At 71.9% G+C, this 20128-nt stretch carries 18 protein-coding genes, 1 tRNA gene and 1 pseudogene; 16 read left to right on the top strand and 4 right to left on the bottom strand.

The features are described from left to right. Window positions 1–36: 36 nt before the first annotated feature. The 5 genes from E1289_RS13665 to E1289_RS13650 all read left to right on the top strand — a co-directional run bounded on the left by E1289_RS13665 (window position 37) and on the right by E1289_RS13650 (window position 4384). Entirely contained in the window at window positions 37–957 is a 921-nt protein-coding gene (locus tag E1289_RS13665; protein ID WP_131979972.1) for a 4-(cytidine 5'-diphospho)-2-C-methyl-D-erythritol kinase, read from the top strand. A 94-nt stretch (window positions 958–1051) separates the two neighbouring features. Then, window positions 1052–1222 carry a hypothetical protein gene (locus tag E1289_RS38185; protein ID WP_165970457.1) on the top strand — a complete coding sequence of 57 codons (171 nt, stop codon included), beginning with the start codon at window positions 1052–1054 and terminating at the stop codon, window positions 1220–1222. Beyond that, complete coding sequence (locus E1289_RS13660) at window positions 1219–1398, top strand: hypothetical protein (protein WP_131979925.1); 180 nt, start codon at window positions 1219–1221, stop codon at window positions 1396–1398. Before E1289_RS38185 ends, E1289_RS13660 begins: the two co-directional genes overlap by 4 nt. A gap of 45 nt (window positions 1399–1443) precedes the next feature. Beyond that, a complete protein-coding gene (locus tag E1289_RS13655) occupies window positions 1444–3237 on the top strand; it encodes an ABC-F family ATP-binding cassette domain-containing protein (RefSeq protein ID WP_131979923.1) in 1794 nt (597 codons plus the stop codon). A 19-nt stretch (window positions 3238–3256) separates the two neighbouring features. Then, window positions 3257–4384: an amidase gene (locus tag E1289_RS13650; RefSeq protein WP_131979921.1), complete on the top strand. Its 1128-nt coding sequence runs from the start codon at window positions 3257–3259 to the stop codon at window positions 4382–4384. Between the two features lie 24 nt (window positions 4385–4408). Here E1289_RS13650 and E1289_RS13645 read toward each other — a convergent pair whose 3' ends face one another. The 4 genes from E1289_RS13645 to E1289_RS13630 form a co-directional block, all read right to left on the bottom strand. Further along, complete coding sequence (locus E1289_RS13645) at window positions 4409–4912, bottom strand: MarR family transcriptional regulator (RefSeq protein ID WP_131979919.1); 504 nt, start codon at window positions 4910–4912, stop codon at window positions 4409–4411. Window positions 4913–4965: 53 nt separating this feature from the next. Further along, a complete protein-coding gene (locus E1289_RS13640) occupies window positions 4966–5778 on the bottom strand; it encodes a patatin-like phospholipase family protein (protein ID WP_131979917.1) in 813 nt (270 codons plus the stop codon). A gap of 422 nt (window positions 5779–6200) precedes the next feature. Next, window positions 6201–6947: a TetR/AcrR family transcriptional regulator gene (locus E1289_RS13635; protein WP_207928951.1), complete on the bottom strand. Its 747-nt coding sequence runs from the start codon at window positions 6945–6947 to the stop codon at window positions 6201–6203. Window positions 6948–7000: 53 nt separating this feature from the next. Further along, entirely contained in the window at window positions 7001–7954 is a 954-nt protein-coding gene (locus tag E1289_RS13630; RefSeq protein ID WP_131979915.1) for an acyl-CoA desaturase, read from the bottom strand. Between the two features lie 430 nt (window positions 7955–8384). Here E1289_RS13630 and E1289_RS13625 point away from each other — a divergent pair. The 11 genes and pseudogenes from E1289_RS13625 to E1289_RS13575 form a co-directional block, all read left to right on the top strand. Beyond that, a tRNA-Gln gene (locus E1289_RS13625) sits at window positions 8385–8456 on the top strand. Window positions 8457–8623: 167 nt separating this feature from the next. After that, window positions 8624–10063, top strand: coding sequence for a bifunctional UDP-N-acetylglucosamine diphosphorylase/glucosamine-1-phosphate N-acetyltransferase GlmU (gene glmU / locus E1289_RS13620; RefSeq protein ID WP_279487337.1), 1440 nt, complete (start codon window positions 8624–8626; stop codon window positions 10061–10063). A gap of 139 nt (window positions 10064–10202) precedes the next feature. After that, window positions 10203–11183, top strand: a complete 981-nt coding sequence (locus tag E1289_RS13615) for a ribose-phosphate diphosphokinase (protein ID WP_131979911.1) — start codon at window positions 10203–10205, stop codon at window positions 11181–11183. Window positions 11184–11777: 594 nt separating this feature from the next. Continuing rightward, window positions 11778–12401 carry a 50S ribosomal protein L25/general stress protein Ctc gene (locus tag E1289_RS13610; protein WP_131979909.1) on the top strand — a complete coding sequence of 208 codons (624 nt, stop codon included), beginning with the start codon at window positions 11778–11780 and terminating at the stop codon, window positions 12399–12401. Window positions 12402–12505: 104 nt separating this feature from the next. Continuing rightward, window positions 12506–13081, top strand: coding sequence for an aminoacyl-tRNA hydrolase (pth, locus tag E1289_RS13605; protein WP_131979907.1), 576 nt, complete (start codon window positions 12506–12508; stop codon window positions 13079–13081). Between the two features lie 254 nt (window positions 13082–13335). After that, window positions 13336–14811 carry a sugar transferase gene (locus E1289_RS13600; RefSeq protein ID WP_131979905.1) on the top strand — a complete coding sequence of 492 codons (1476 nt, stop codon included), beginning with the start codon at window positions 13336–13338 and terminating at the stop codon, window positions 14809–14811. Between the two features lie 118 nt (window positions 14812–14929). Beyond that, the gene (locus tag E1289_RS13595; protein ID WP_131979903.1) at window positions 14930–15886 is read left to right on the top strand and encodes an inositol monophosphatase family protein; all 957 of its coding nucleotides are present in this window, start codon (window positions 14930–14932) and stop codon (window positions 15884–15886) included. Window positions 15887–16008: 122 nt separating this feature from the next. Continuing rightward, on the top strand, window positions 16009–16926 hold the full coding sequence (gene cysD / locus E1289_RS13590) for a sulfate adenylyltransferase subunit CysD (protein ID WP_131979902.1): 918 nt from the start codon (window positions 16009–16011) through the stop codon (window positions 16924–16926). Between the two features lie 62 nt (window positions 16927–16988). Further along, window positions 16989–18251: a GTP-binding protein gene (locus E1289_RS13585; RefSeq protein WP_131979968.1), complete on the top strand. Its 1263-nt coding sequence runs from the start codon at window positions 16989–16991 to the stop codon at window positions 18249–18251. A 102-nt stretch (window positions 18252–18353) separates the two neighbouring features. Continuing rightward, window positions 18354–19250, top strand: coding sequence for a glycosyltransferase family A protein (locus tag E1289_RS13580; RefSeq protein ID WP_131979900.1), 897 nt, complete (start codon window positions 18354–18356; stop codon window positions 19248–19250). Between the two features lie 94 nt (window positions 19251–19344). Next, a pseudogene (locus tag E1289_RS13575) lies at window positions 19345–20128 on the top strand (hypothetical protein); the annotation flags it as partial.

Below are 20128 nucleotides of genomic sequence, written 5' to 3'. Positions count from 1 at the left end.
AGCTCTTTAGGCCGTAGGGTTTCCGGCGTGAACGCAGTGACGGTACGCGTCCCGGCCAAGGTCAACCTCCAGCTCGGCGTGGGGCCGCTCCGCGATGACGGCTACCACGACCTCGTCAACGTGTTCCACGCGGTGTCCCTGTTCGACGAGGTCACCGCGGCGAGCGCCGGACGTCTGGAGGTGAGCGTCCAGGCCGCGCCGTACTCGCGGGTGGCCGTCGGGGGCGTTCCCGCCGACGAGGACAACCTCGCCGCGCGGGCCGCGCGGCTCGTCGCCGCCCGGCTGGGCGTCGAGCCGCGGGTGTCGCTCCGGATCCGCAAGGCCATCCCCGTCGCGGGCGGCATGGCGGGCGGCAGCGCCGACGCCGCCGCCGCGCTCGTCGCGTGCGCCCGCCTCTGGGACGACCGCGACGACCCCGTCCTCACCCGCGACGACCTCATGGAGCTGGGCGCGGAGATCGGAAGCGACGTGCCGTTCGCCGTCCTCGGCGGCACCGCCGTCGGTGTCGGACGCGGCGAGCAGCTCACCTCCGCGCTCACCCGCGGCACCTTCCACTGGGTGTTCGCGACCGCCGACGGCGGGCTGTCCACCCCCGCCGTCTACGCCGAATGCGACCGGCTCCGCGAGATGCGGGGCGACCCCGCGCCCCGGCCGAGCGTCTCGGCGGAGCTGATGACCGCGCTCGCCACCGGCGACGCCAAGGGGCTCGGTGCCGCGCTGACCAACGACCTGCAGGAGGCGGCCGTGTCCCTGCGGCCCTCCCTGGAGCGGGTGCTGGACACGGGCCGCGACTTCGGCGCGGTCGGCGCGCTCGTCTCCGGCTCCGGTCCCACCTGCGCGTTCCTCGCCGAGACCGAGGAGGACGCGGCCGGCCTCGCGGACGGGCTGGACGGCGCGGGCGTCGCCGCGCAGGTGCTGCGGGCGTCCGGACCCGTCCCCGGCGCGACGGTGGTGTGACCCGCGGTAGCTGCGATCGTCATACAAGCGAACTTCGGACCGGCGGCGAGCGTCTTGTACCCGTGACACCGATTCCCTCAGACGAGGTGGACCGATGACGTACCTGTCCGGGCTGCTCGGCCTCGTGGCGATCGCGATGATGGCGACGCTGCTCCTCCTGGCCGTACGCCGCGACCGCGCCCTCCGCCGCAATGCCCCCGGTTCGACCGCTCCCCGCCCCCCGCAGGCCCCGCTCGGGGTGCGCGGCGAGAGTGAGGCGTCTTGATCTCGTTCGCACTGCTGCTGGCCGTCCTCCTGCTCGTCCTCCTTGTCGTCGCCGCCGCGGTGGTCGTCATCGTGGTCGCGTCCTCGCGGAACAAGCAGCACAACCCACCACCCGGATACGGGCCACCCGGATACGGACCGCCCGGCCACGGCCCGCAGGGGCCGCACGGGCCCTGAAACCCGCACGATCGGCTCGCCGGAGCCAAATAGACTGATGGCGCCGTGAATCTGATCAATCTTGAGAACGTCGCCAAGTCCTACGGGCCCAAGCCGCTGCTCGACGCCGTGTCGCTCGGCCTCGACGAGGGAGACCGCGTCGGGGTCGTCGGCCGCAACGGCGGCGGCAAGAGCACCCTGGTGTCCGTCGTCGCGCGGGAGACCGAACCCGACGCCGGACGCGTCACCCACACGCGGGGGCTGAGGCTCGGCCTCCTGTCCCAGCGGGACGAGTTCCCGGAGGGCGCGACGGTCCGCTCCGTCGTGCTGGGCGACCGCGCCGAGCACGAGTGGGCGGGCGACGTCCGCGCCCGCGACGTCCTCGGCGGCCTGGTCCCCGACCTCGACCTGGACGCGCCGCTCGCGGACATGTCCGGCGGCGAGCGCCGCCGCGTCGCGCTGGCCCGGCTGCTCGTCCCCGACTCCGACCTGCTCCTGCTGGACGAGCCCACCAACCACCTCGACATCGAGGCGATCGCCTGGCTGGCCCGGCACCTGAAGGGCCGCGGGGTCGCGCTGCTCGTCGTCACGCACGACCGCTGGTTCCTGGACGAGGTCACCGAGCGGACGTGGGAGGTCGTCGACGGCCGCGTCGAACGCTACGAGGGCGGCTACTCCGCCTACGTCCTGGCCAAGGCCGAGCGCGCCCGGATCGCCGCCGCCACCGAGGCCAAGCGGCAGAACCTGCTGCGCAAGGAGCTGGCGTGGCTGCGGCGCGGCCCGCAGGCCCGCACGTCCAAGCCGAAGTTCCGGGTGGACGCCGCGCAGGCGCTGATCGCCGACGAGCCGCCGCCGCGCGACGCGGTGGAGCTGACCCGGTTCGCGACCGCGCGGCTCGGCAAGACCGTCTACGACGTGGAGGACGTGACCGTCGAGGTGGGGGAGGGCGACACTCGCCGCACCATCTTCGACCGCATGACGTGGCGCGTCGGCCCGGGAGACCGCGTCGGTCTCGTCGGCGTCAACGGCAGCGGGAAGAGCACCCTCCTGCGGCTGCTCGACGGGTCCGTGCCGCCGCTCGCGGGGAAGGTGGTGCGGGGCAAGACCGTCCAGCTCGCGCACCTGTCGCAGAACCTTGAGGACCTCGACCCCGCCCGGCGCGTCCTGGAGTCCGTGGAGGAGATCCGGCGCCGCATCACCGTCGGCAAGCGCGAGTGGACCGCGAGCCAGCTCCTCGAACGCCTCGGCTTCCAGGGCGACCGGCAGTGGACGCCCATCGGGGAGCTGTCCGGCGGTGAGCGGCGCCGCCTGCAACTCCTCCGCCTCCTCATGGCCGAGCCCAACGTCCTGCTCCTGGACGAGCCCACCAACGACCTCGACATCGAGACGCTCACCGAGGTCGAGGACCTCCTGGACGGCTGGCCCGGGACGCTGGTCGTCGTCAGCCACGACCGGTACTTCCTGGAGCGCATCACCGACCACGTCGTGGCGCTGCTCGGCGACGGCCGCGTGTCGCTGCTGCCCGGCGGCGTCGACGAGTACCTCGAACGCCGCGCCGCCGGCGCGGCCCCGAAGCCCGCGCGTCCCGGCGGGGCGGCCACCCCGGCGGCGAAGGTCGCGCCCGCGCCGGCGAAGCCCAAGGCCGGCGGGCAGGACTGGAAGGCCCGCAAGGAGCTCGACCGGCTGGAACGCCGGCTGGAGAAGCTCGCCCGGCAGGAGACCGAGCTGCACGAGCAGCTCGCCGCGCACGCCACGGACTACACCAGGCTCCAGGAGCTCGACGCCCGGCTGAAGGAGATCCAGGCGGAGGCCGCCGGGATCGAGGAGGAGTGGCTGATGCTCGCCGAGGACGTCGGCTGATGTCCGGGGTGCGGGCGCGATGACGACCTGGATCGTCAGGACGGATGAGCCGGGGGACGGCCCCCGCCTCGCCGTCAAGGACGCCATCGACGTCGCGGGGCTGCCCACCACCGCGGGCTGCCAGGCCGTCGCGGAACGCGCCGAACCCGCCGCCGCGGACGCCCCCGTCGTCGCCTCGGCCCGCGCCCAGGGCGCCCGCGTCGCCGGGAAGACCAACCTCAACGAGCTGTGCGTGGCCGCCGACGGCGTCAACCCGTGGACGGGGACGCCGGTGAACCCGCTGGACCCGTCCCGCGTCCCGGGCGGCTCGTCCAGCGGCTCCGCGGTCGCCGTCGCGACCGGGGAGGCCGACGTCGCGTTCGGCACCGACACGTCGGGCTCCGTTCGGATTCCCGCGGCGTGCTGCGGCATCGCGGCCCTCAAGACCACCAACGGCCGCGTCCCCCTCGACGGCGTCTACCCGCTGTCGCCGACGCTGGACACGGTCGGGCCGATGGGACGCGACGTCGCCGCCGTCGTCCTCGGGATGCGCCTCATCGAGCCGGGGTTCACGCCCGTGCCGTACGAGGAGTCCATGACGATCGCGCGGCTGCGCCTCGGCGGCCCCGGATTCGACATCGATCCCGCGATCGACGCCGCCGTCGACGACGCGCTGCGCCGCCTCGGCCCCGTCACCGACGTGACGTCCGAGCACTACTACGACGCCGCCACGGCCAACGGCCTCTACGTCGCCGAGGAGGGGTGGCGGCAGAACGCCCACCTGGTGGCGGAGCCGCCGAAGATGAGCGGGCGCATTCACCGGCGCCTGCAGCAGCTGCACGACGTGGTCGACGCCGGGCGCATCGGCTGGGCCGCCCGCGTCCGCGCGGCGATCAGGGCGGAGCTCGGCGCGATCCTCGCACGCCATGCCGCGATCGCCCTGCCCGTGCTGCCCGTCGGCACCCCCGAACCCGGCGAGGACGACCACTCCGACCTGCTGCTCACGTCGTTGAACGGCCAGGTCAACGTCGCGGGACTGCCCGCGTTCGCGCTGCCGGTCCCGCTGCCGGGGTCGCATCTGCCCGCGTCCGTCCAGCTCATCGGCCCGGCGGGCGGGGAGGAACGCCTCTGCGGCATCGCCGCCGCGCTGGAGGCCGCCCTCGCGTAGCGGTGGCTACTCGCGCAGCGGTGGCTAGTGGCCTTCGGTGGACTTGTCGAACGGGATGAGGAGCGTGCGGAGCAGGTCGGCGAGGACCTCGCGCTGACCCGGGCCGAGGCTGTCCAGGATCGCCTGCTCCCGCTCCAGCAGGTCCGCGAACGCGGCGTCCACGCGCGTCCGGCCCGCGTCGGTGAGCCGGACCAGGACGCCGCGCTTGTCCTGCGGGTCGGGATGCCGCTCGACCAGCCCCGCCGCCGCGAGCCGGTCGATGCGGTTGGTCATGGTGCCGGACGTCACCAGCGTCGCCCGCAGCAGCCGCCCGGGGCTCAGCTGGTACGGGCTCCCGGCCCGGCGCAGCGCGGTGAGCACGTCGAACTCCCACGACTCCAGGTCGTGGTCCACGAACACGGCGCGCCGGGCACGGTCCAGGTGCCGGGCCAGCCGGGAGACGCGGCTGAGGACCTGCAGCGGCCGGACGTCCAGATCCGGACGTTCGGCGTTCCACGCCTCGACCAGCCGGTCGACCTCATCCTGCATGCCGACACCCTACCTGTCTTGATATCGAGAAACATGGCCGCGCCCCCGGCACGTCACCCGCCCGGAACCCCGGCGACGGGTCTGATCCGCTCCGCCGCCGCCGCGGCCTGCCGGAATCCCGCCCGGTAGGCCGGCGTCCAGCGCGCCAGATCGCCGACGTTCTCCCCGAACGCCTCCCGCGCCCCGTCGTCGGGGACGATCCGGACATCCGCCGCCGCGCCGCCCGACGCCTGCGGGAGCGGCTCGACCAGCACCACCGCACCGGCGCCCCGCGCCAGGTCCGCGTTGGACCCGCCGCCGAACGCGCCGTCCATGTAGCGCCGGCCGTTGATCGTCACGGGTTCGGCGAAGCCCGGGGCGGCGCTGCTCGCCGCCACCGCCGCGGTCAGCGGGACGCCGCTCGCCGCGTCCCACACGACCCGCTCGCCCGACGCCACGTCCACGGCGGTGACGCGGAGCCGCCGCTCGGGCCACTCGTCGGTCCCCACGAGGAACTCCATGCTCGCCCTGTGCCGCTCCTCCGGCAGTGCCGCCGCCTCCAGCGCCAGCCGCCCGATCCGCCGCCGGGCCTCGTCCGGGGCCAGATCGGCGGCGCTCCCGATCTCGACCACCCCGGCCATCACCGACCCGTCCACCGCCGAGCGCCGCTCACCCGAGGGCGGCAGCTCCGCCACCGCGGCCAGCTCCCGTCCCGTGGCGATCATCGCGCCCGCGATCGCGCCCGCCGACGTCCCGACGATCAGGTCCGCCGCCGCCGGCTCCACGCCCGCCCGCCGCAGCCCCGCCGCGAGGCCCGTCAGCCACGCCGTCCCGACCGGTCCGCCGGGCCCGAGGACCAGCGCCCACCCGCCTCCACTGAGTTCCATGCCCCGACCATAGGGACGCCCCCGGCGGCGCGGCATCCGGCAATGGGCCTAGACGTTGAATTCTTGACATCAAGATATGGGTGGGGCATGCTCTCTCTTGATGTCGAGAAAAACAGCGGCGGTGCGGGACCCTCGGCAAGACGGGTCCCCGGCGAGGCCCTCGGCACCCGCGAGAGCGACGCGTCCCTCGGCGCCGGCCGGGAGGCGATCCGCCGCTCTCACAACCCCATAGACGGGATGCCGCCCGTCCGCCGAGGGAAGCTACTCGTTCCCCTGCGGTGTGCCAGCTCGGACGGGCGGGCGGCGTCCGGCGAACCCCGGTCTCGCGACCCGAGCCGGCGACCCCTGGCCGGTGGCCGCCCGGACGAACTCCGGACGGCCACCGGTTGTCGTGTTCGCCCGGCCGCCGTCCCGGCGGCCCGTCATGTCAGCGGGTCGGCGAGCCCGTCCAGGTCGTGGCGGCCCCGGCGGTGCGCCTTCTCGGCCTTCGCCGCGGCCCTTCCCTCGGCCTTCTCCGCCTTCGCGGCGGCCTTCTCCGCGCGCCGCTCCCGGCGCTCCTGCTCCTTGCGGCGGCGGCGCGGATCCAGCGACGGCCTCGGCTCCAGCCCGGACAGGCCGTTCCAGGCCAGGTTCACCACGTGCGCCGCCACGTCCTCCCGGCGCGGCTTGCGGACGTCCAGCCACCACTGGCCCGTCATCGCCACCATGCCGACCAGCATCTGGGCGTACATGGGCGCGAACTTCTCGTCGTACTCGCGGCGGTCGAACTCCTGGGCGAGGACGTACTCGACCTCCCCGGCGATCTCGCTCAGCAGGCTCGCGTAACTGCCGGTGCCCGTCCCGCCGTGGGAGTCCCGGACGAGGATGCGGAAACCGTCCGGATGCTCCTCGATGTACTGCAGCAGCGCCAGCGCGGCCTTCTCCAGCTTGCCCCGGTAGTGGATCGCGGAGTTCAGGGACTCGGTGACGAGCCGCAGCAGGCTCTCGAACTCGCGGTCGACGACGACCGCGTACAGCCCTTCCTTGCCGCCGAAGTGCTCGTAGACCACGGGCTTCGACACACCGGCCGCCGAGGCGATCTCCTCCACCGATGTGCCGTCCAGCCCGCGTTCGGCGAACAGCGAGCGGCCGATGTCGAGAAGCTGCTCACGGCGTTCCTTGCCGGTCATCCGCCTTCTGCGAGGTCTGGGCGCGGGTTCTGTCACGGAACCAATTGTGACGGTCAAACCGCCTGCTTGGTGCGCTTGGTCGCCAGCCGGTCCTCGTTGGGCCACCGCACGTCGTACGCGAGGCCCAGCTTCTCGAACGCCCAGATGATGCGCGCGCTGATGTCGACCTGCCCCTTGAGGACGCCGTGACGCGCGCACGTCGGGTCCGAGTGGTGCAGGTTGTGCCACGACTCGCCCAGCGACGGGATCGCCAGCCACCACACGTTGCGGGACTTGTCGCGGACCTCGAAGTCCTCCTTGCCGAACGTGTGGCAGATCGAGTTGATCGACCACGTGACGTGCTGGACGAGGGTGATCCGCACGAAGCCCGCCCAGAACAGCGCCGTCAGGAAGCCCGTCCACGACATGGTCACCAGGCCTCCGATGACCGCCGGCAGCAGGAACGACGCCGCCACCAGCCCGGGGAACGCCAGATGGATGCGCTTGAGGTCACGGTCGTTCAGCAGGTCCTTGGCGAACCGCTCCTTGGACGTCCGGGCGCCGTCGAACAGCCAGCCGTAGTGCGCCCACGCCAGCCCCTTGGCCAGCGCCTTCCAGTCGTTGCCGAACCGCCACGGCGAGTGCGGGTCCATCTCCTTGTCGGAGTGCTTGTGATGGCGCCGGTGATCGGCGACCCACGTGATGACGGGCCCCTCCATGGCCAGGCTTCCGGCCACGGCCATGAAGATCTTCAGGCCGCGCTTGGCCTTGAAGGACCCGTGGGTGAAGTACCGGTGGTACCCGACCGTGATCCCCCCGGCCGACAGGACGTAGAACACCGCCATGAGCACGACGTCCGTCCAGCCGAGGAAGCTCCCCCATGCCAGCGGAACGGCCGCGAACAGGGCCAGGAACGGCACACCGGTGAACACGGCGATGAGCACGCGTTCCGCATTGCCCCGGGGCTCGGACTGGATCTCTGGACGCCGCTGCGGGCGAGGGGGGTCCATGGGTGGAGCCGTTGTCATGCGTCACCACTTCCTGTGGCTCGAGACAGCATTACCTACGTCAACGTAACCTACGGAACCGTAGGTTCACAGTGGTCAACTCGTAAATTGAGTACGAAACTGCCTCTCGGGCCACAAAACTCTCTTGCGCTACAGCTGACCGCCAGACCACCGCGACAGGGCGGCGAGAGAGACCCTCACCAGGCCGAACGCTCGGCGGCCACCGGAAGTTCGGCACCGGCACCGGCCTCGACTCCGTCGCCGGGGCCACCCGCGCCGGGCGGCATGATGAGGCGTTGCCCACACCGGGCGTTCTAAACCGATGCCGACATATCGGCCGACCGGCGCAGCTCAAGATCCATTCCGTGGAATGGAGTGGGCTCCGCGGCGCCCGGCTGGGTATGGTTGTGGGCCGGTCGGATCGGGACTCCTTCCGGCCCGCTCGTGACTTTCCGGCGTGGTGTAATCGGCAGCACAAGGGTTTTTGGTGCCCTTAGACAAGGTTCGAATCCTTGCGCCGGAGCTGCTGGGAGTCTCCCGCGCCGAGACCTCCGAGGTGGGCGGCGGGGTGACAGGCGGGAGATGGGCGGTATCCTGCCCGTGTCGGGTGCGCCGTGACCTGTCATGCCCTGATGGCGCAGGTGGGCGTGCTCGCGACCGATCCCGTCCGCGATGCCGAGGAGCCTCCTTGTGAGCGCTGCGAGCCGCCCGGCCGCCGTCATCGTTCTCGCCGCGGGCGAGGGCACCCGGATGAAGTCCCGCACCTCGAAGGTGCTGCACGAGCTGTGCGGGCGCACCATGCTCGGCCATGTGCTGGCCGCCGCACGCGAACTGGAGCCCGCGCGGCTCGTGGTCGTCGTCGGCCACCGGCGCGAGCAGGTCGTCGAGCATCTCGCCCAGGCCGCGCCGGACGCCGAGCCGGTCGTCCAGGAGCACCAGGGCGGGACGGGGCACGCCGTCCGCATGGCCCTGGAGCAGACCGGCGCCCTCGACGGAACCGTCGTCGTCACGAACGGCGACCACCCCCTGCTGCGCGGGGAGACGCTGGCGGCGCTCGTCCGGACGCACGAGGCCGAGGGGAACGCGGCGACCGTCCTGACGACCGAGATCCCCGACGCGACCGGGTACGGGCGGATGGTCCGCGCCGCCGACGGGAGCGTCGAGGCGATCGTCGAGCACAAGGACGCGACCGCCGAGCAGCGCGCCCTCAACGAGATCAACGTCGGCATGTACGCCTTCGACGGCGCCCTGCTGGCCGACGCGCTCAAGCGCGTGACCACCGACAACGCCAACGGCGAGGAGTACCTCACCGACGTCGTGGCGATCGTGCGCGGGGACGGCCACCGGGCCGGCGCGCACCTGGTGGCCGACTGGGTGGAGACCCAGGGCGTGAACGACAAGGTCCAGCTCGCGCAGGCCAGAAGGCAGCTCAACGACCGGATCCTCGAAGCGCACATGCGGGCCGGCGTCACGATCGTCGACCCGGCGACCACGTGGATCGACGTGGACGTGACCGCGGAACAGGACGCCGAGATCCTCCCGGGAACCCAGCTGCACGGACGCACGCACCTGGCCGAGGGCGCCCGGGTGGGCCCCGGCTGCACCCTGACGGACACGCGCGTCGGCGCGGGCGCGACCGTGCTCAACGCGGTGTGCCTGGGGGCGGAGATCGGCCCTGAGGCGTCCGTCGGTCCCTACGCCTACCTGCGGCCGGGCACGCGACTGGCCCGCAAGGCCAAGGTCGGCGCCTACGTCGAGACCAAGAACGCCGACCTCGGCGAGGGCACCAAGGTGCCGCACCTGACGTACGTGGGCGACGCGGAGATCGGCGACGGCTCCAACATCGGCGCGGGCTCGGTGTTCGTGAACTACGACGGTGTCGAGAAGCACCGCAGCGTGATCGGCTCGCAGGTCCGGGTCGGCAGCGACAACATGATCGTCGCACCGGTGACGGTGGGCGACGGCGCCTACACCGCGGCCGGCTCGGTGATCATCCAGGACGTCCCGCCGGGCGCCATGGCGGTCGCGCGGGCCCGGCAGCGCAACGTCGAGGGGTGGGTCGAGCGGCGCCGGGCGGGCACGCCCGCGGCGGACGCGGCCCGCCGTGCACGTGAGGAGGACGCGCCCTAGGGCGCGGCCACAGGGGACCACCCCGCCACGCGGCGGGAGGCGGACGACCAGGCTTCCGCGCGCCGAACTCTTGTAGCGCGCGGTGAGTGGGGACAACACCCACGTGAAGCGAATTTCCATTGAGGGGGAGTTGTCAGAGGTGAGTGGGATCAAAGCGAGTGGCCAGAAGAAGCTGATGCTCTTCACCGGCCGAGCCCACCCGGACCTGGCCAAGGAAGTAGCCGACAACCTCCATGTCGAGTTGACGCCGACGTCCGCGTACGACTTCGCGAACGGTGAGACGTTCGTGCGGTTCCTGGAATCGGTGCGCGGCTCGGACGCCTTCGTGATCCAGAGCCACACCGCTCCCATCAATCAGTGGATCATGGAGCAGCTCATCATGGTGGACGCGCTGAAGCGCGCGTCGGCCAAGCGGATCACGGTCGTGGCGCCGTTCTTCGGCTACGCGCGCCAGGACAAGAAGCACCGGGGCCGCGAGCCGATCTCGGCCCGGCTCATGGCGGACCTGTTCAAGACCGCCGGCGCCGACCGCCTGATCGCCGTCGACCTGCACACGGCGCAGATCCAGGGCTTCTTCGACGGCCCGGTCGACCATCTGTTCGCGCTGGACCTGCTGGCGCACCACTTCGAGAGCCGCCTGGACACCTCGCAGGTCACGGTGGTGGCCCCCGACGCGGGCCGGGTCCGGGTGACCGAACGCTGGTCCGACCGCCTGGGCGGCGTGCCGATGGCCATCATCCACAAGAAGCGCGACCCGGACGTGGCCAACGAGGTCAAGGTCTTCGACGTGGTCGGCGCGGTGGAGGGCCGCACCTGCGTCATCGTCGACGACATGATCGACACCGGCGGCACCATCATCAAGGCCGCCGACGCCCTGTTCGACCAGGGCGCCAGCCGCGTGGTGGTGGCGGCCACCCACGGCGTCCTCTCCGGCCCCGCCGTGGACCGCCTGAAGAACTCCCGCATCTCCGAGGTCGTCCTGACGAACACCCTCCCCATCCCAGAGGAGAAGCAGTTCGACAAGCTGACGGTCCTCTCGATCGCCCCCCTGGTAGCCCGCGCGATCAACGAGGTCTTCAGCGACGGCTCGGTAACGAGCCTCTTCGGCGGAATCAGCTAAAACGGCCCAGCCGCGAGAGCGCGCCCTCCTCCAACACCCCCGCAAGCAAGCCCACCCCGCACAGCCGTGCACCCTCCTGGTTTCGAGCCTGCGAGAAACAAGCGAGCGCAGCGAGCAACCCGGCACAGCCGTGCACCCTCCTGGTTTCGAGCCTGCGAGAAACAAGCGAGCGCAGCGAGCGACACACCCCCAGCCGCCCCGACGCGCCGACCCCGGCCCGTTGCCCAACCACGCACCGACCTCAACGCTTGCGATCGCGTCCGAAGGCAGGTTCCGAGCCTGCGAGGAACCTGATCGCGCAGCGAGCCGCAAGGCGAGCCGGAGCGATGCAGCGATCGCGCCGCAGTGCTCGCCGAAGGAAGGCGCGCTAGCGCCTGACGCCAAGAGCACTGCAATGAGTACTGCTAGACTTTGTTAACCCGCGTGTGCCCGGGTCGTCAGTGCGGTGTCGTAGTGGAGCCGCATTCCCCGGGAGAACGCAAAGAATCTTTGGGAGCGCACGCCCTGGTCGGCGTGCGTGTATCGCAACGCTCTGTCCGTAGCGGACGTCCGGTGCCGGACGGCCGTGGATCGCAACAACAAGGAGTTTCAGCCGTGTCCGAGGTACGCATCGCCGCCGAGCCGCGCACCGAGTTCGGTAAGGGTGCCGCGCGGCGCACCCGCCGGGCCGGCAAGGTGCCCGCCGTCCTCTACGGTCATGGCACCGACCCGCAGCACATCTCGCTGCCGGGGCACGACCTGATGCTGGCGCTGAAGACGCCGAACGTGCTGCTGACGATCGAGGGGCTGGGTGACGGCCCGAGCCTGGCGCTGCCGAAGGACGTCCAGCGGGACCCGATCAAGGGGTTCCTGGAGCATGTCGACCTGCTGATGGTGAAGCGCGGCGAGAAGGTCGTGGTGGACCTGCCGGTGCAGCTCGTCGGTGATGTGGTGGCGGGTGCCCAGGTCGCGCAGACCGAGGTCGAGATCTCGGTGGAGGCGGAGGCCACGCACATTCCGGAGTCGGTCGAGGTCGACATCAGCGGCCTGGAGATCGACAGCCAGGTGCTGGCGCGGGACCTGAGGCTTCCGCCGGGCACGACGCTGGCGGCGGACGAGGAGATTCTGATCCTGCAGATCGTGGACGCGACCGTGTCGACGGAGCCGGAGGCCGAGGCGGAGGCCGCCGAGCCCGCGGCCGAGGGTGCCGAGGGCGAGGGCGAGGGCGCCGCCGAGTGACGGTGGCGCCGAGGTGCGGCCGGTAGCCGGGCCGCCGTCGTCTTTCATGGCCCCCGCGGTGCGCGAGTGCGCACCGCGGGGGCCGTGTTCGTTCCCTGGAGGGGTTGAGGGTGGATCTCTGGCTGGTGGCCGGGTTGGGCAATCCGGGGCCGTCGTACGCGAAGAACCGGCATAACGCGGGGTTCATGGTGCTGGACGTGCTGGCGGCGCGGGCCGGTGGGAGGTTCAAGTCGCATCGGGCGCGGGCGGACGTCCTGGAGGGGCGGCTGGCGGGTGCGCGTGCGGTGCTGGCGAAGCCGCGTTCGTTCATGAACGTGTCGGGCGGGCCGGTGAAGGCGCTGTGCGACTTCTACAAGGTTCCGGTGGAGCGGCTCGTCGTCGTCCACGACGAGCTGGACATCCCGTTCGGTGCGGTGCGGTTGAAGCAGGGCGGCGGTGACAATGGTCACAACGGGCTGCGGTCGGTGACGAAGTCGCTGGGGTCGCGTGATTACCTGCGCGTGCGGTTCGGGGTGGGCCGGCCGCCGGGGCGGATGGACCCCGCGGCGTTCGTGCTGAAGGACTTCTCCGCGGCGGAGCGGAAGGACCTCGATCTAGAGGTGGCACGTGCGGCGGACGCGGTGGAGGCGTTGCTCGCGGACGGTCTCGGCGCGGCGCAGAACGCCTTCCACGCCGGTTGACCGGATCCGGCCAGGGGGGCCGGCGTTCCCATCGATGATCAAGCGTCCTTGACTGGGCTTTTCAAGGGCGCCTGTCCGAGTTTGCCGGAGTTGCCGGGCCGGTACCGCGGTTCGGGCCCTGACCACGGTAAAGCGAACGTAGGATGCTGGTCGGACGAGGTTCGTGATGTATGTGAACCTCAGGCGACGTTCAACCGTCTTCGGTGTGAATCGCGCTGATGGGGCGCGCGTTACAGGGGATTGGTGAGTGGTGTATGGCCGTCGTTGACAAGGTGCAGGCCGAGTCATCGATTCGCCATGATCCCAAGCGCTCGTCGTCGCAGAGCTGGAGCGGATCTTACCGTCGCAAGGCGGGCTATCTGGACTTCCTCAGCATGCTGGCGGCCGGGGTGATCGCGTTCGTGCTCCGGTTCCCCGGCGTGCCGACCGAGCTGAACGCCCCCTACGTGGCGTTGACGGTCGTGCTCCCGATGGTGTGGCTGCCGACGCTGATGCTGTGCCGGGCCTACCAGCCGCGGTACGTCGGCGTGGGTTACGAGGAGTTCCACCGTGTGCTGCGGGCCGGGTTCATCCTCACCGCCACCGTCGCGATCGTGGCGTACGCGACGAAGACCGAGGTGGCGCGCGGGTACGTGGTGATGGCCCTCCCGCTCGGGACGTTCCTCAACCTCGTGGCGCGGTACCGCCTCCGCAAGTGGCTGCACAAGAAGCGCTGGAACGGCGAGTGCATGCGGCGCGTGGTCGCGGTGGGGCACCGGACGTCCGTCGCCGACCTCATCAAGGTGCTGCGGCAGAAGCGCTACCACGGGATGGACATCGCCGCGGTGTGCCTGCCCCCGGCGCTGGCGTCGGGTGACGACGCGGTCGCCGAGGTGGAGGGCGTGCCGGTGCTGGGCGACTTCGCCCAGGCCGCGGCGGTCGCGGACCGGATCGCCGCCGATTCCGTCGCGGTGCTGGCGTGCCCGGAGATGGACGGGGTCGCGCTGCGCCGGCTGGCGTGGCAGATCGAGCGGGACGACGTGGAGCTCGTCGTCGCGCCCGCGCTGATGGACGTCACGGGCCCGCGGATCTCGATCCGCCCCGTGTCGGGCCTGCCGCTGCTGCACGTGGAGCACCCCGAGCTGGACGGCGGCCGGAAGGTGTTCAAGGGCCTGTTCGACCGCACCGCCGCGCTCGGCGGCCTCGTGCTGCTGAGCCCGCTGCTGCTGGTCGTCGCCGTCCTGATCAAGGTGACGAGCTCCGGGCCGGTGCTGTTCCGGCAGGCGCGGGTGGGCCGCGGCGGCCGCGAGTTCACCGTGCTGAAGTTCCGCACGATGGTGCAGGACGCGGAGGCGCGCAAGGACGAGCTGCTGGAGCGCAACGAGAACGACGGGGTGCTCTTCAAGATCCGGGAGGATCCGCGGATCACCTGGGTGGGGCGGTGGCTGCGCCGCTACTCGCTGGACGAGCTGCCCCAGCTGATCAACGTGCTGCGCGGGGAGATGTCGCTGGTGGGGCCGCGTCCGCCGCTGCCGGAGGAGGTCGCCCAGTACGGCGGCGACGTGTACCGGCGGCTGGTGGTGAAGCCGGGGCTGACCGGCCTGTGGCAGGTGAGCGGCCGGTCGGACCTGTCGTGGGAGGAGTCGGTCCGGCTCGACCTGCGGTACGTGGACAACTGGACGCTCGCGCTGGACCTGCAGATCATGTGGAAGACCTGGTCGGCGGTCTTCCGCGGCTCGGGCGCGTATTGAGCGGGCGCACCGGCGGGCGGACTTGCCGACCGGGGCGGGGCCCTGAGCCGCGGGGGCGGTGCGCCCGCATGAGAAAGTGGACCGAACAGACCAGTCGAGTCGGGAACGTGATCAAGGGATGACGGACAATGTCGCCCGCGAGGGGGCGGCGGACGACCACGCCCTGGCGGCGGAGCTCGCCGGCGCGGCGGGTCGGCTGCTGCTCGGCGTGCGGGACGAACTGGGGTTCGCCGACGGGCGGGCCCTGAAGGACACGGGAGACCTCCGGGCGCACGAGTACCTCATGGCGGCGCTCGCCGAACGCTGTCCCGGCGACGCCGTCCTGTCCGAGGAGGGCCGCTCGTCGGCCGCGGGGAAGCGGTCCCGCGGCGACGGCCGCGCCCCGACCCGCAACACCGCCGACGCCGAGCGGCGCACCGCCGACCGGGTGTGGATCATCGACCCGCTCGACGGCACCCGCGAGTTCTCCGAGGAGGGCCGCCGCGACTGGGCCGTCCACGTGGCGCTGTGGCGGCGCGACCCGTCCGGCGGGGGCCGGCTGGCCGCGGGGGCGGTGGCGCTCCCGGCGCAGGGCCTGACGCTCCGGACGGACGCGACCGGCGGCGCCTCGCTCGTCCGCACCGACCCGGGGGAGCCCGACCCGGTGACGGCCGGTTCGGGGACGGCCCGCAGGACGCTGCCGCGCGAGGTGCCGCTGCACGCCCCGGCACCGGACACCGGCAAGCTCCGCATCGCCGTCAGCCGCACCCGGCCGCCGGAGTTCGTCCGCCGGCTCGCGGCGGAACTGGAGCTCGACGTGGAGCTGGTGCCGATCGGATCGGCGGGGGCGAAGATCTCCGCGGTGCTGCTCGGCGAGGTCGACGCGTACGTGCACGCGGGCGGCCAGTACGAGTGGGACTCGGCGGCCCCGGCGGCGGTCGCGCTGGCCGCCGGAGCGCACGCGTCCCGGGTCGACGGGGCCGCGCTGGAGTACAACCGGGAGGACCCGCGCCTGCCGGATATCCTGGTGTGCCATCCCGTGTCGGCGTCGACGCTCCTGACCGGCATCCGGGAAGTGAGCGGCGCCCTGCCGTGACCCGCCCGGTGCCGGTGGGGCCTCGTGCGGGGCGGGCCGGCGTTCGATCCGGTGGGAAGGCGCCCGCCCTTCCGCGCCACCGGTTGCATCTGCCAGAGAAGCGTGGAGAGAAGCCACAGACCATGCAGCGTTCCGATTATCTGCTGTCCCAGCTAGACGTTCTCGAAGCGGAGTCGATCCAGATCTTCCGGGAGGTGGCGGCCGAGTTCGAACGGCCGGTGCTGCTGTTCTCGGGCGGCAAGGACAGCCTGGTGATGCTGCGCCTCGCCGAGAAGGCGTTCTGGCCGGCCCCGATCCCGTTCCCGGTGATGCACGTCGACACCGGCCACAACTTCCCCGAGGTGATCGAGTTCCGGGACGGCCGGGTCGCCGAGCTGGGCGTCCGGCTGGTGGTGGCGTCGGTGCAGGAGTCGATCGACAGCGGCCGCGTCGTGGAGCAGAAGGGGCGCCGGGCGTCCCGCAACCGGCTGCAGACGACGACGCTGCTGGACGCGATCGAGGAGCACCAGTTCGACGCCGCGTTCGGCGGGGCGCGCCGCGACGAGGAGAAGGCCCGCGCCAAGGAGCGGGTCGTCTCGTTCCGCGACGAGTTCGGGCAGTGGGATCCGAAGAACCAGCGCCCGGAGCTGTGGAACCTGTTCAACACCCGGATCACGCTGGGCGAGCACGTCCGGGTCTTCCCGCTCTCGAACTGGACCGAGCTGGACATCTGGGACTACGTCCGCCGCGAGGAGCTGGCGCTTCCGCCGATCTACTTCGCGCACACCCGCCGGGTGTTCGAGCGCGACGGGCTCCTGCTCGACGCGCAGACCGGGTTCGCGAACCGCGGCGACGACGAGCCGGAGTTCGAGGCGACCGTCCGGTACCGGACGGTGGGGGACGCGTCTTGCACCGGCGCCGTGAAGTCGAGCGCCACGTCCCTCGACGAGGTGATCGAGGAGATCGCGGCGACGCGGATCACCGAGCGCGGGCAGACCCGCGCCGACGACCGCACCAGTGAGGCCGCGATGGAGGACCGCAAGAAGGAGGGCTACTTCTGATGGCCGGCAACGAGCCCGCGCAGACGAACCCGCCCGCGAGGGCCCACGAGCCGGCCAAGTCGATGGACCTGCTGCGGTTCGCGACCGCCGGCAGTGTCGACGACGGCAAGTCCACGCTGATCGGGCGGCTGCTGTTCGACTCCAAGTCGATCTTCGAGGACCAGCTGGAGTCGGTGGAGAAGACCAGCGTCGACCGCGGCGAGGAGTACACGAACCTGGCGCTGCTGACCGACGGGCTGCGCGCCGAGCGGGAGCAGGGCATCACGATCGATGTCGCCTACCGCTACTTCGCGACGCCGCGCCGGAAGTTCATCATCGCCGACACGCCGGGGCACATCCAGTACACCCGCAACATGGTGACGGGCGCGTCCACCGCCGACCTGGCGATCATCCTGGTGGACGCCCGCAAGGGCATCCTGGAACAGTCGCGGCGGCACGCGTTCCTGGCCACGCTGCTGCAGGTGCCCCACCTGGTCGTGGCGGTCAACAAGATGGACCTCGTCGACTACGACCAGGACGTGTACGAGCGCATCGTGGACGAGTTCACGGCGTTCGCGTCCAAGCTCGACGTGACCGACCTGACGTTCGTGCCGATCTCCGCGCTGCACGGCGACAACGTCGTGGAACGCAGCGTGAACATGCCGTGGTACGAGGGCTCGTCGCTGCTGCACCACCTGGAGCACGTGCACATCGCGTCGGACCGGAACCTGATCGACGTGCGGTTCCCGGTGCAGTACGTGATCCGCCCGCACGCGTCCACGGACCCGGAGCTGCACGACTACCGCGGCTACGCGGGCCAGGTCGCGGGCGGCGTCCTCAAGCCGGGCGACGAGGTGGTGCACCTGCCGTCGGGGCTGACCACGACGATCACCCACATCGACGGGCCGCGCGGCCCGGTGAGCGAGGCGTTCGCGCCGATGTCGGTGACGCTGCGGCTGGCCGACGACATCGACATCTCCCGGGGCGACATGATCGCGCGGCCCAACAACCGGCCCGAGGTCGCGCAGGATCTCGACGCGATGGTGTGCTGGATGACCCCCGACCGCACCCTCTCCGCGCGGTCCAAGCTGATCGTCAAGCACACCACCCGCACCGCGAAGGCGCTGGTGAAGGAGCTGCACTACCGCCTGGACGTCAACACGCTGCACCGTGACGAGCAGGCCACCGAGCTCGGCCTCAACGAGATCGGCCGCATCTCCCTGCGCGTGACGCAGCCGCTCTTCGTCGACGACTACGGCCGCAACCGGTTCACCGGCGGCTTCATCCTCATCGACGAGGCCACCAACAACACCGTCGCCGCCGGAATGATCACCGGCGCGAGCTGACCGGCAGCCGCGGGGCCCGCACGGCCCCGCGGCACCGTTCCACCGGGCTCCCGCACCGTCCCTCCCGACCAGCCCTCCCGACCAGAGCAAGGCAGGCCCCCGATGCCACCCTCCGTGGGAGTCGTCCTCCCGACCCGCGACCGGCCGGAGCTGCTGCGCCGCGCGCTGGAGTCGGTCCTCGCGCAGGACTACGAAGGCGGGCTGCGCGCCGTGGTCGTGTTCGACCGGGCGGAGCCGGACATGTCGCTCGCCGGGGACCGCGTCGAGGTGATCGGCAACACCCGGGAGCCGGGCCTCGCGGGGGCCCGCAACTCCGGCATCCTGGCGCTGGACACCGATCTCGTCGCGTTCTGCGACGACGACGACCAGTGGCTGCCCGGCAAGCTCGCCGCCCAGGTGAAGGCGCTGGAGGCGGAGCCCGGCGCGGTGCTGTGCAGCGCGGGGATCGTCGTCGACTTCGACGGGCGCGAGCTGCCCCGGCTCGCCGGGACCGACCGCGTCACCTACGACGCCCTCATCCGGGACCGGATGATGAGCGTCCACTCGTCCACCTACGTGGCGCGCCGCGAGCCGCTCATCGAGATCGGCATGGTGGACGAGACGATCCCGGGCAGCCAGGGCGAGGACTGGGACCTCGCGCTGCGCGCCGCCCGCCGCCATCCCGTCGTCAACGTGGACGAGCCGTACGTCCGCGTCCTGTGGGGGCTCACGTCCTACTACGCGCAGGCGTGGGAGACGAAGGTGGCGGCGCTGGAGTGGTTCCTGGAGCACTACCCGGAGATCGGCGAGGTGCCGGGCGCCGCCGGGCGGGTGTACGGGCAGCTCGCGTTCGGTTGCGCCACCGTCGGCCGGCGGCGGGACGCGCTGCGCTGGTCGGCGCGGGCACTGCGGGCGAACCCCGCCGAGCGGCGGGTGCCGTTCGCGCTCGCCGTTGCGTCGGGGGCCGTCTCCGGCAAGCGCGTCCTGCTCGCGCTGCACACCCGGGGCCGCGGCATCTGACCCATCGGTGCCGTTTCCCGGCTTCGGTCACCTTTCCCCACGTCACGCCGGTACTGTCAATGGTCGTCGCAGAGTGTTAGAAGGAGCCGCTCTCGTGAACATCTCTTCCCGCCGCATCGTCGCGTCCGGGGTGCTGACGCTGGCGCTGGCGCCCGCGATCGGGCTGACCGCCGCCCCGGCGTCCGCGGAGGTCGACCTCGACGCGATCGCCGAGGGCATCACCGAAAGCGGCTACTACGTCGACTCGAAGGCCAAGTACTACGAGTCGGACGGGGCGCAGGAACTGCTCCGCCAGGCGCAGGGACGCTCCGTCCCGGTCTTCGTCGCGGTCGTCCCGGCCGGGAACGACGCCGGGCAGATCCTGCAGCGGCTGCCGGGCATGCTGAACCGCAAGGGCACCTACGCGGTGCTCGCCGGCGACCAGTTCCGGGTCACCTCGAACTCGCTGCCCGAGCGGCAGGTGAAGACCGCCTACAGCAAGGCCGTGAAGGCCGGCAACGGCAAGCCGGACGTGGCGCTGCTCAGGTTCGTCCAGACGCTGCCGGAGTCGAAGTACGCGCCGCCGAAGGCCGGCAGGCCCGGCAACAACGGCAAGCCCGCCCCGGAGACCCCGCCGGCGGAGGTGCAGCAGCGGGAGGAGCGGACCCTCGCCGAGTCGCAGCCGACCGCGCCCGCCGAGGGTGCGCCCGAGGCCGCGCCGAAGGACGACGGGTCCGCGATGCCGTTCCTGCTCGGCGGTGGCGGCCTGGTGGTCGTGGCCGCGGCCGGCGCCGGCGGCTTCCTGCTGTGGCGGCGCCGCTCCCTGACGCCCGCGACGCCCGGTGCACCTGCCACCGGGGCCCCCGCTCCCGGTGCCCCCGCTCCCGGTGCCCCCGCTC

The organism is Actinomadura sp. 6K520, assembly GCF_004349245.1.
GTDB lineage: Bacteria > Actinomycetota > Actinomycetes > Streptosporangiales > Streptosporangiaceae > Spirillospora.
This window is presented reverse-complemented; position numbering and strand designations above follow the sequence as displayed.

Excerpts from the sequence above, each read along its gene's own strand:
- E1289_RS38185 (WP_165970457.1), top strand. The coding sequence starts at position 1,052 with ATGACGTACCTGTCCGGGCTGCTCGGCCTCGTGGCGATCGCGATGATG.
- E1289_RS13650 (WP_131979921.1), top strand. The coding sequence starts at position 3,257 with ATGACGACCTGGATCGTCAGGACGGATGAGCCGGGGGACGGCCCCCGC.
- E1289_RS13645 (WP_131979919.1), bottom strand. The coding sequence starts at position 4,912 with ATGCAGGATGAGGTCGACCGGCTGGTCGAGGCGTGGAACGCCGAACGT.
- E1289_RS13640 (WP_131979917.1), bottom strand. The coding sequence starts at position 5,778 with ATGGAACTCAGTGGAGGCGGGTGGGCGCTGGTCCTCGGGCCCGGCGGA.
- E1289_RS13635 (WP_207928951.1), bottom strand. The coding sequence starts at position 6,947 with ATGACCGGCAAGGAACGCCGTGAGCAGCTTCTCGACATCGGCCGCTCG.
- E1289_RS13630 (WP_131979915.1), bottom strand. The coding sequence starts at position 7,954 with ATGACAACGGCTCCACCCATGGACCCCCCTCGCCCGCAGCGGCGTCCA.
- E1289_RS13600 (WP_131979905.1), top strand. The coding sequence starts at position 13,336 with ATGGCCGTCGTTGACAAGGTGCAGGCCGAGTCATCGATTCGCCATGAT.
- E1289_RS13595 (WP_131979903.1), top strand. The coding sequence starts at position 14,930 with ATGACGGACAATGTCGCCCGCGAGGGGGCGGCGGACGACCACGCCCTG.
- cysD (WP_131979902.1), top strand. The coding sequence starts at position 16,009 with ATGCAGCGTTCCGATTATCTGCTGTCCCAGCTAGACGTTCTCGAAGCG.
- E1289_RS13585 (WP_131979968.1), top strand. The coding sequence starts at position 16,989 with ATGGACCTGCTGCGGTTCGCGACCGCCGGCAGTGTCGACGACGGCAAG.
- E1289_RS13580 (WP_131979900.1), top strand. The coding sequence starts at position 18,354 with ATGCCACCCTCCGTGGGAGTCGTCCTCCCGACCCGCGACCGGCCGGAG.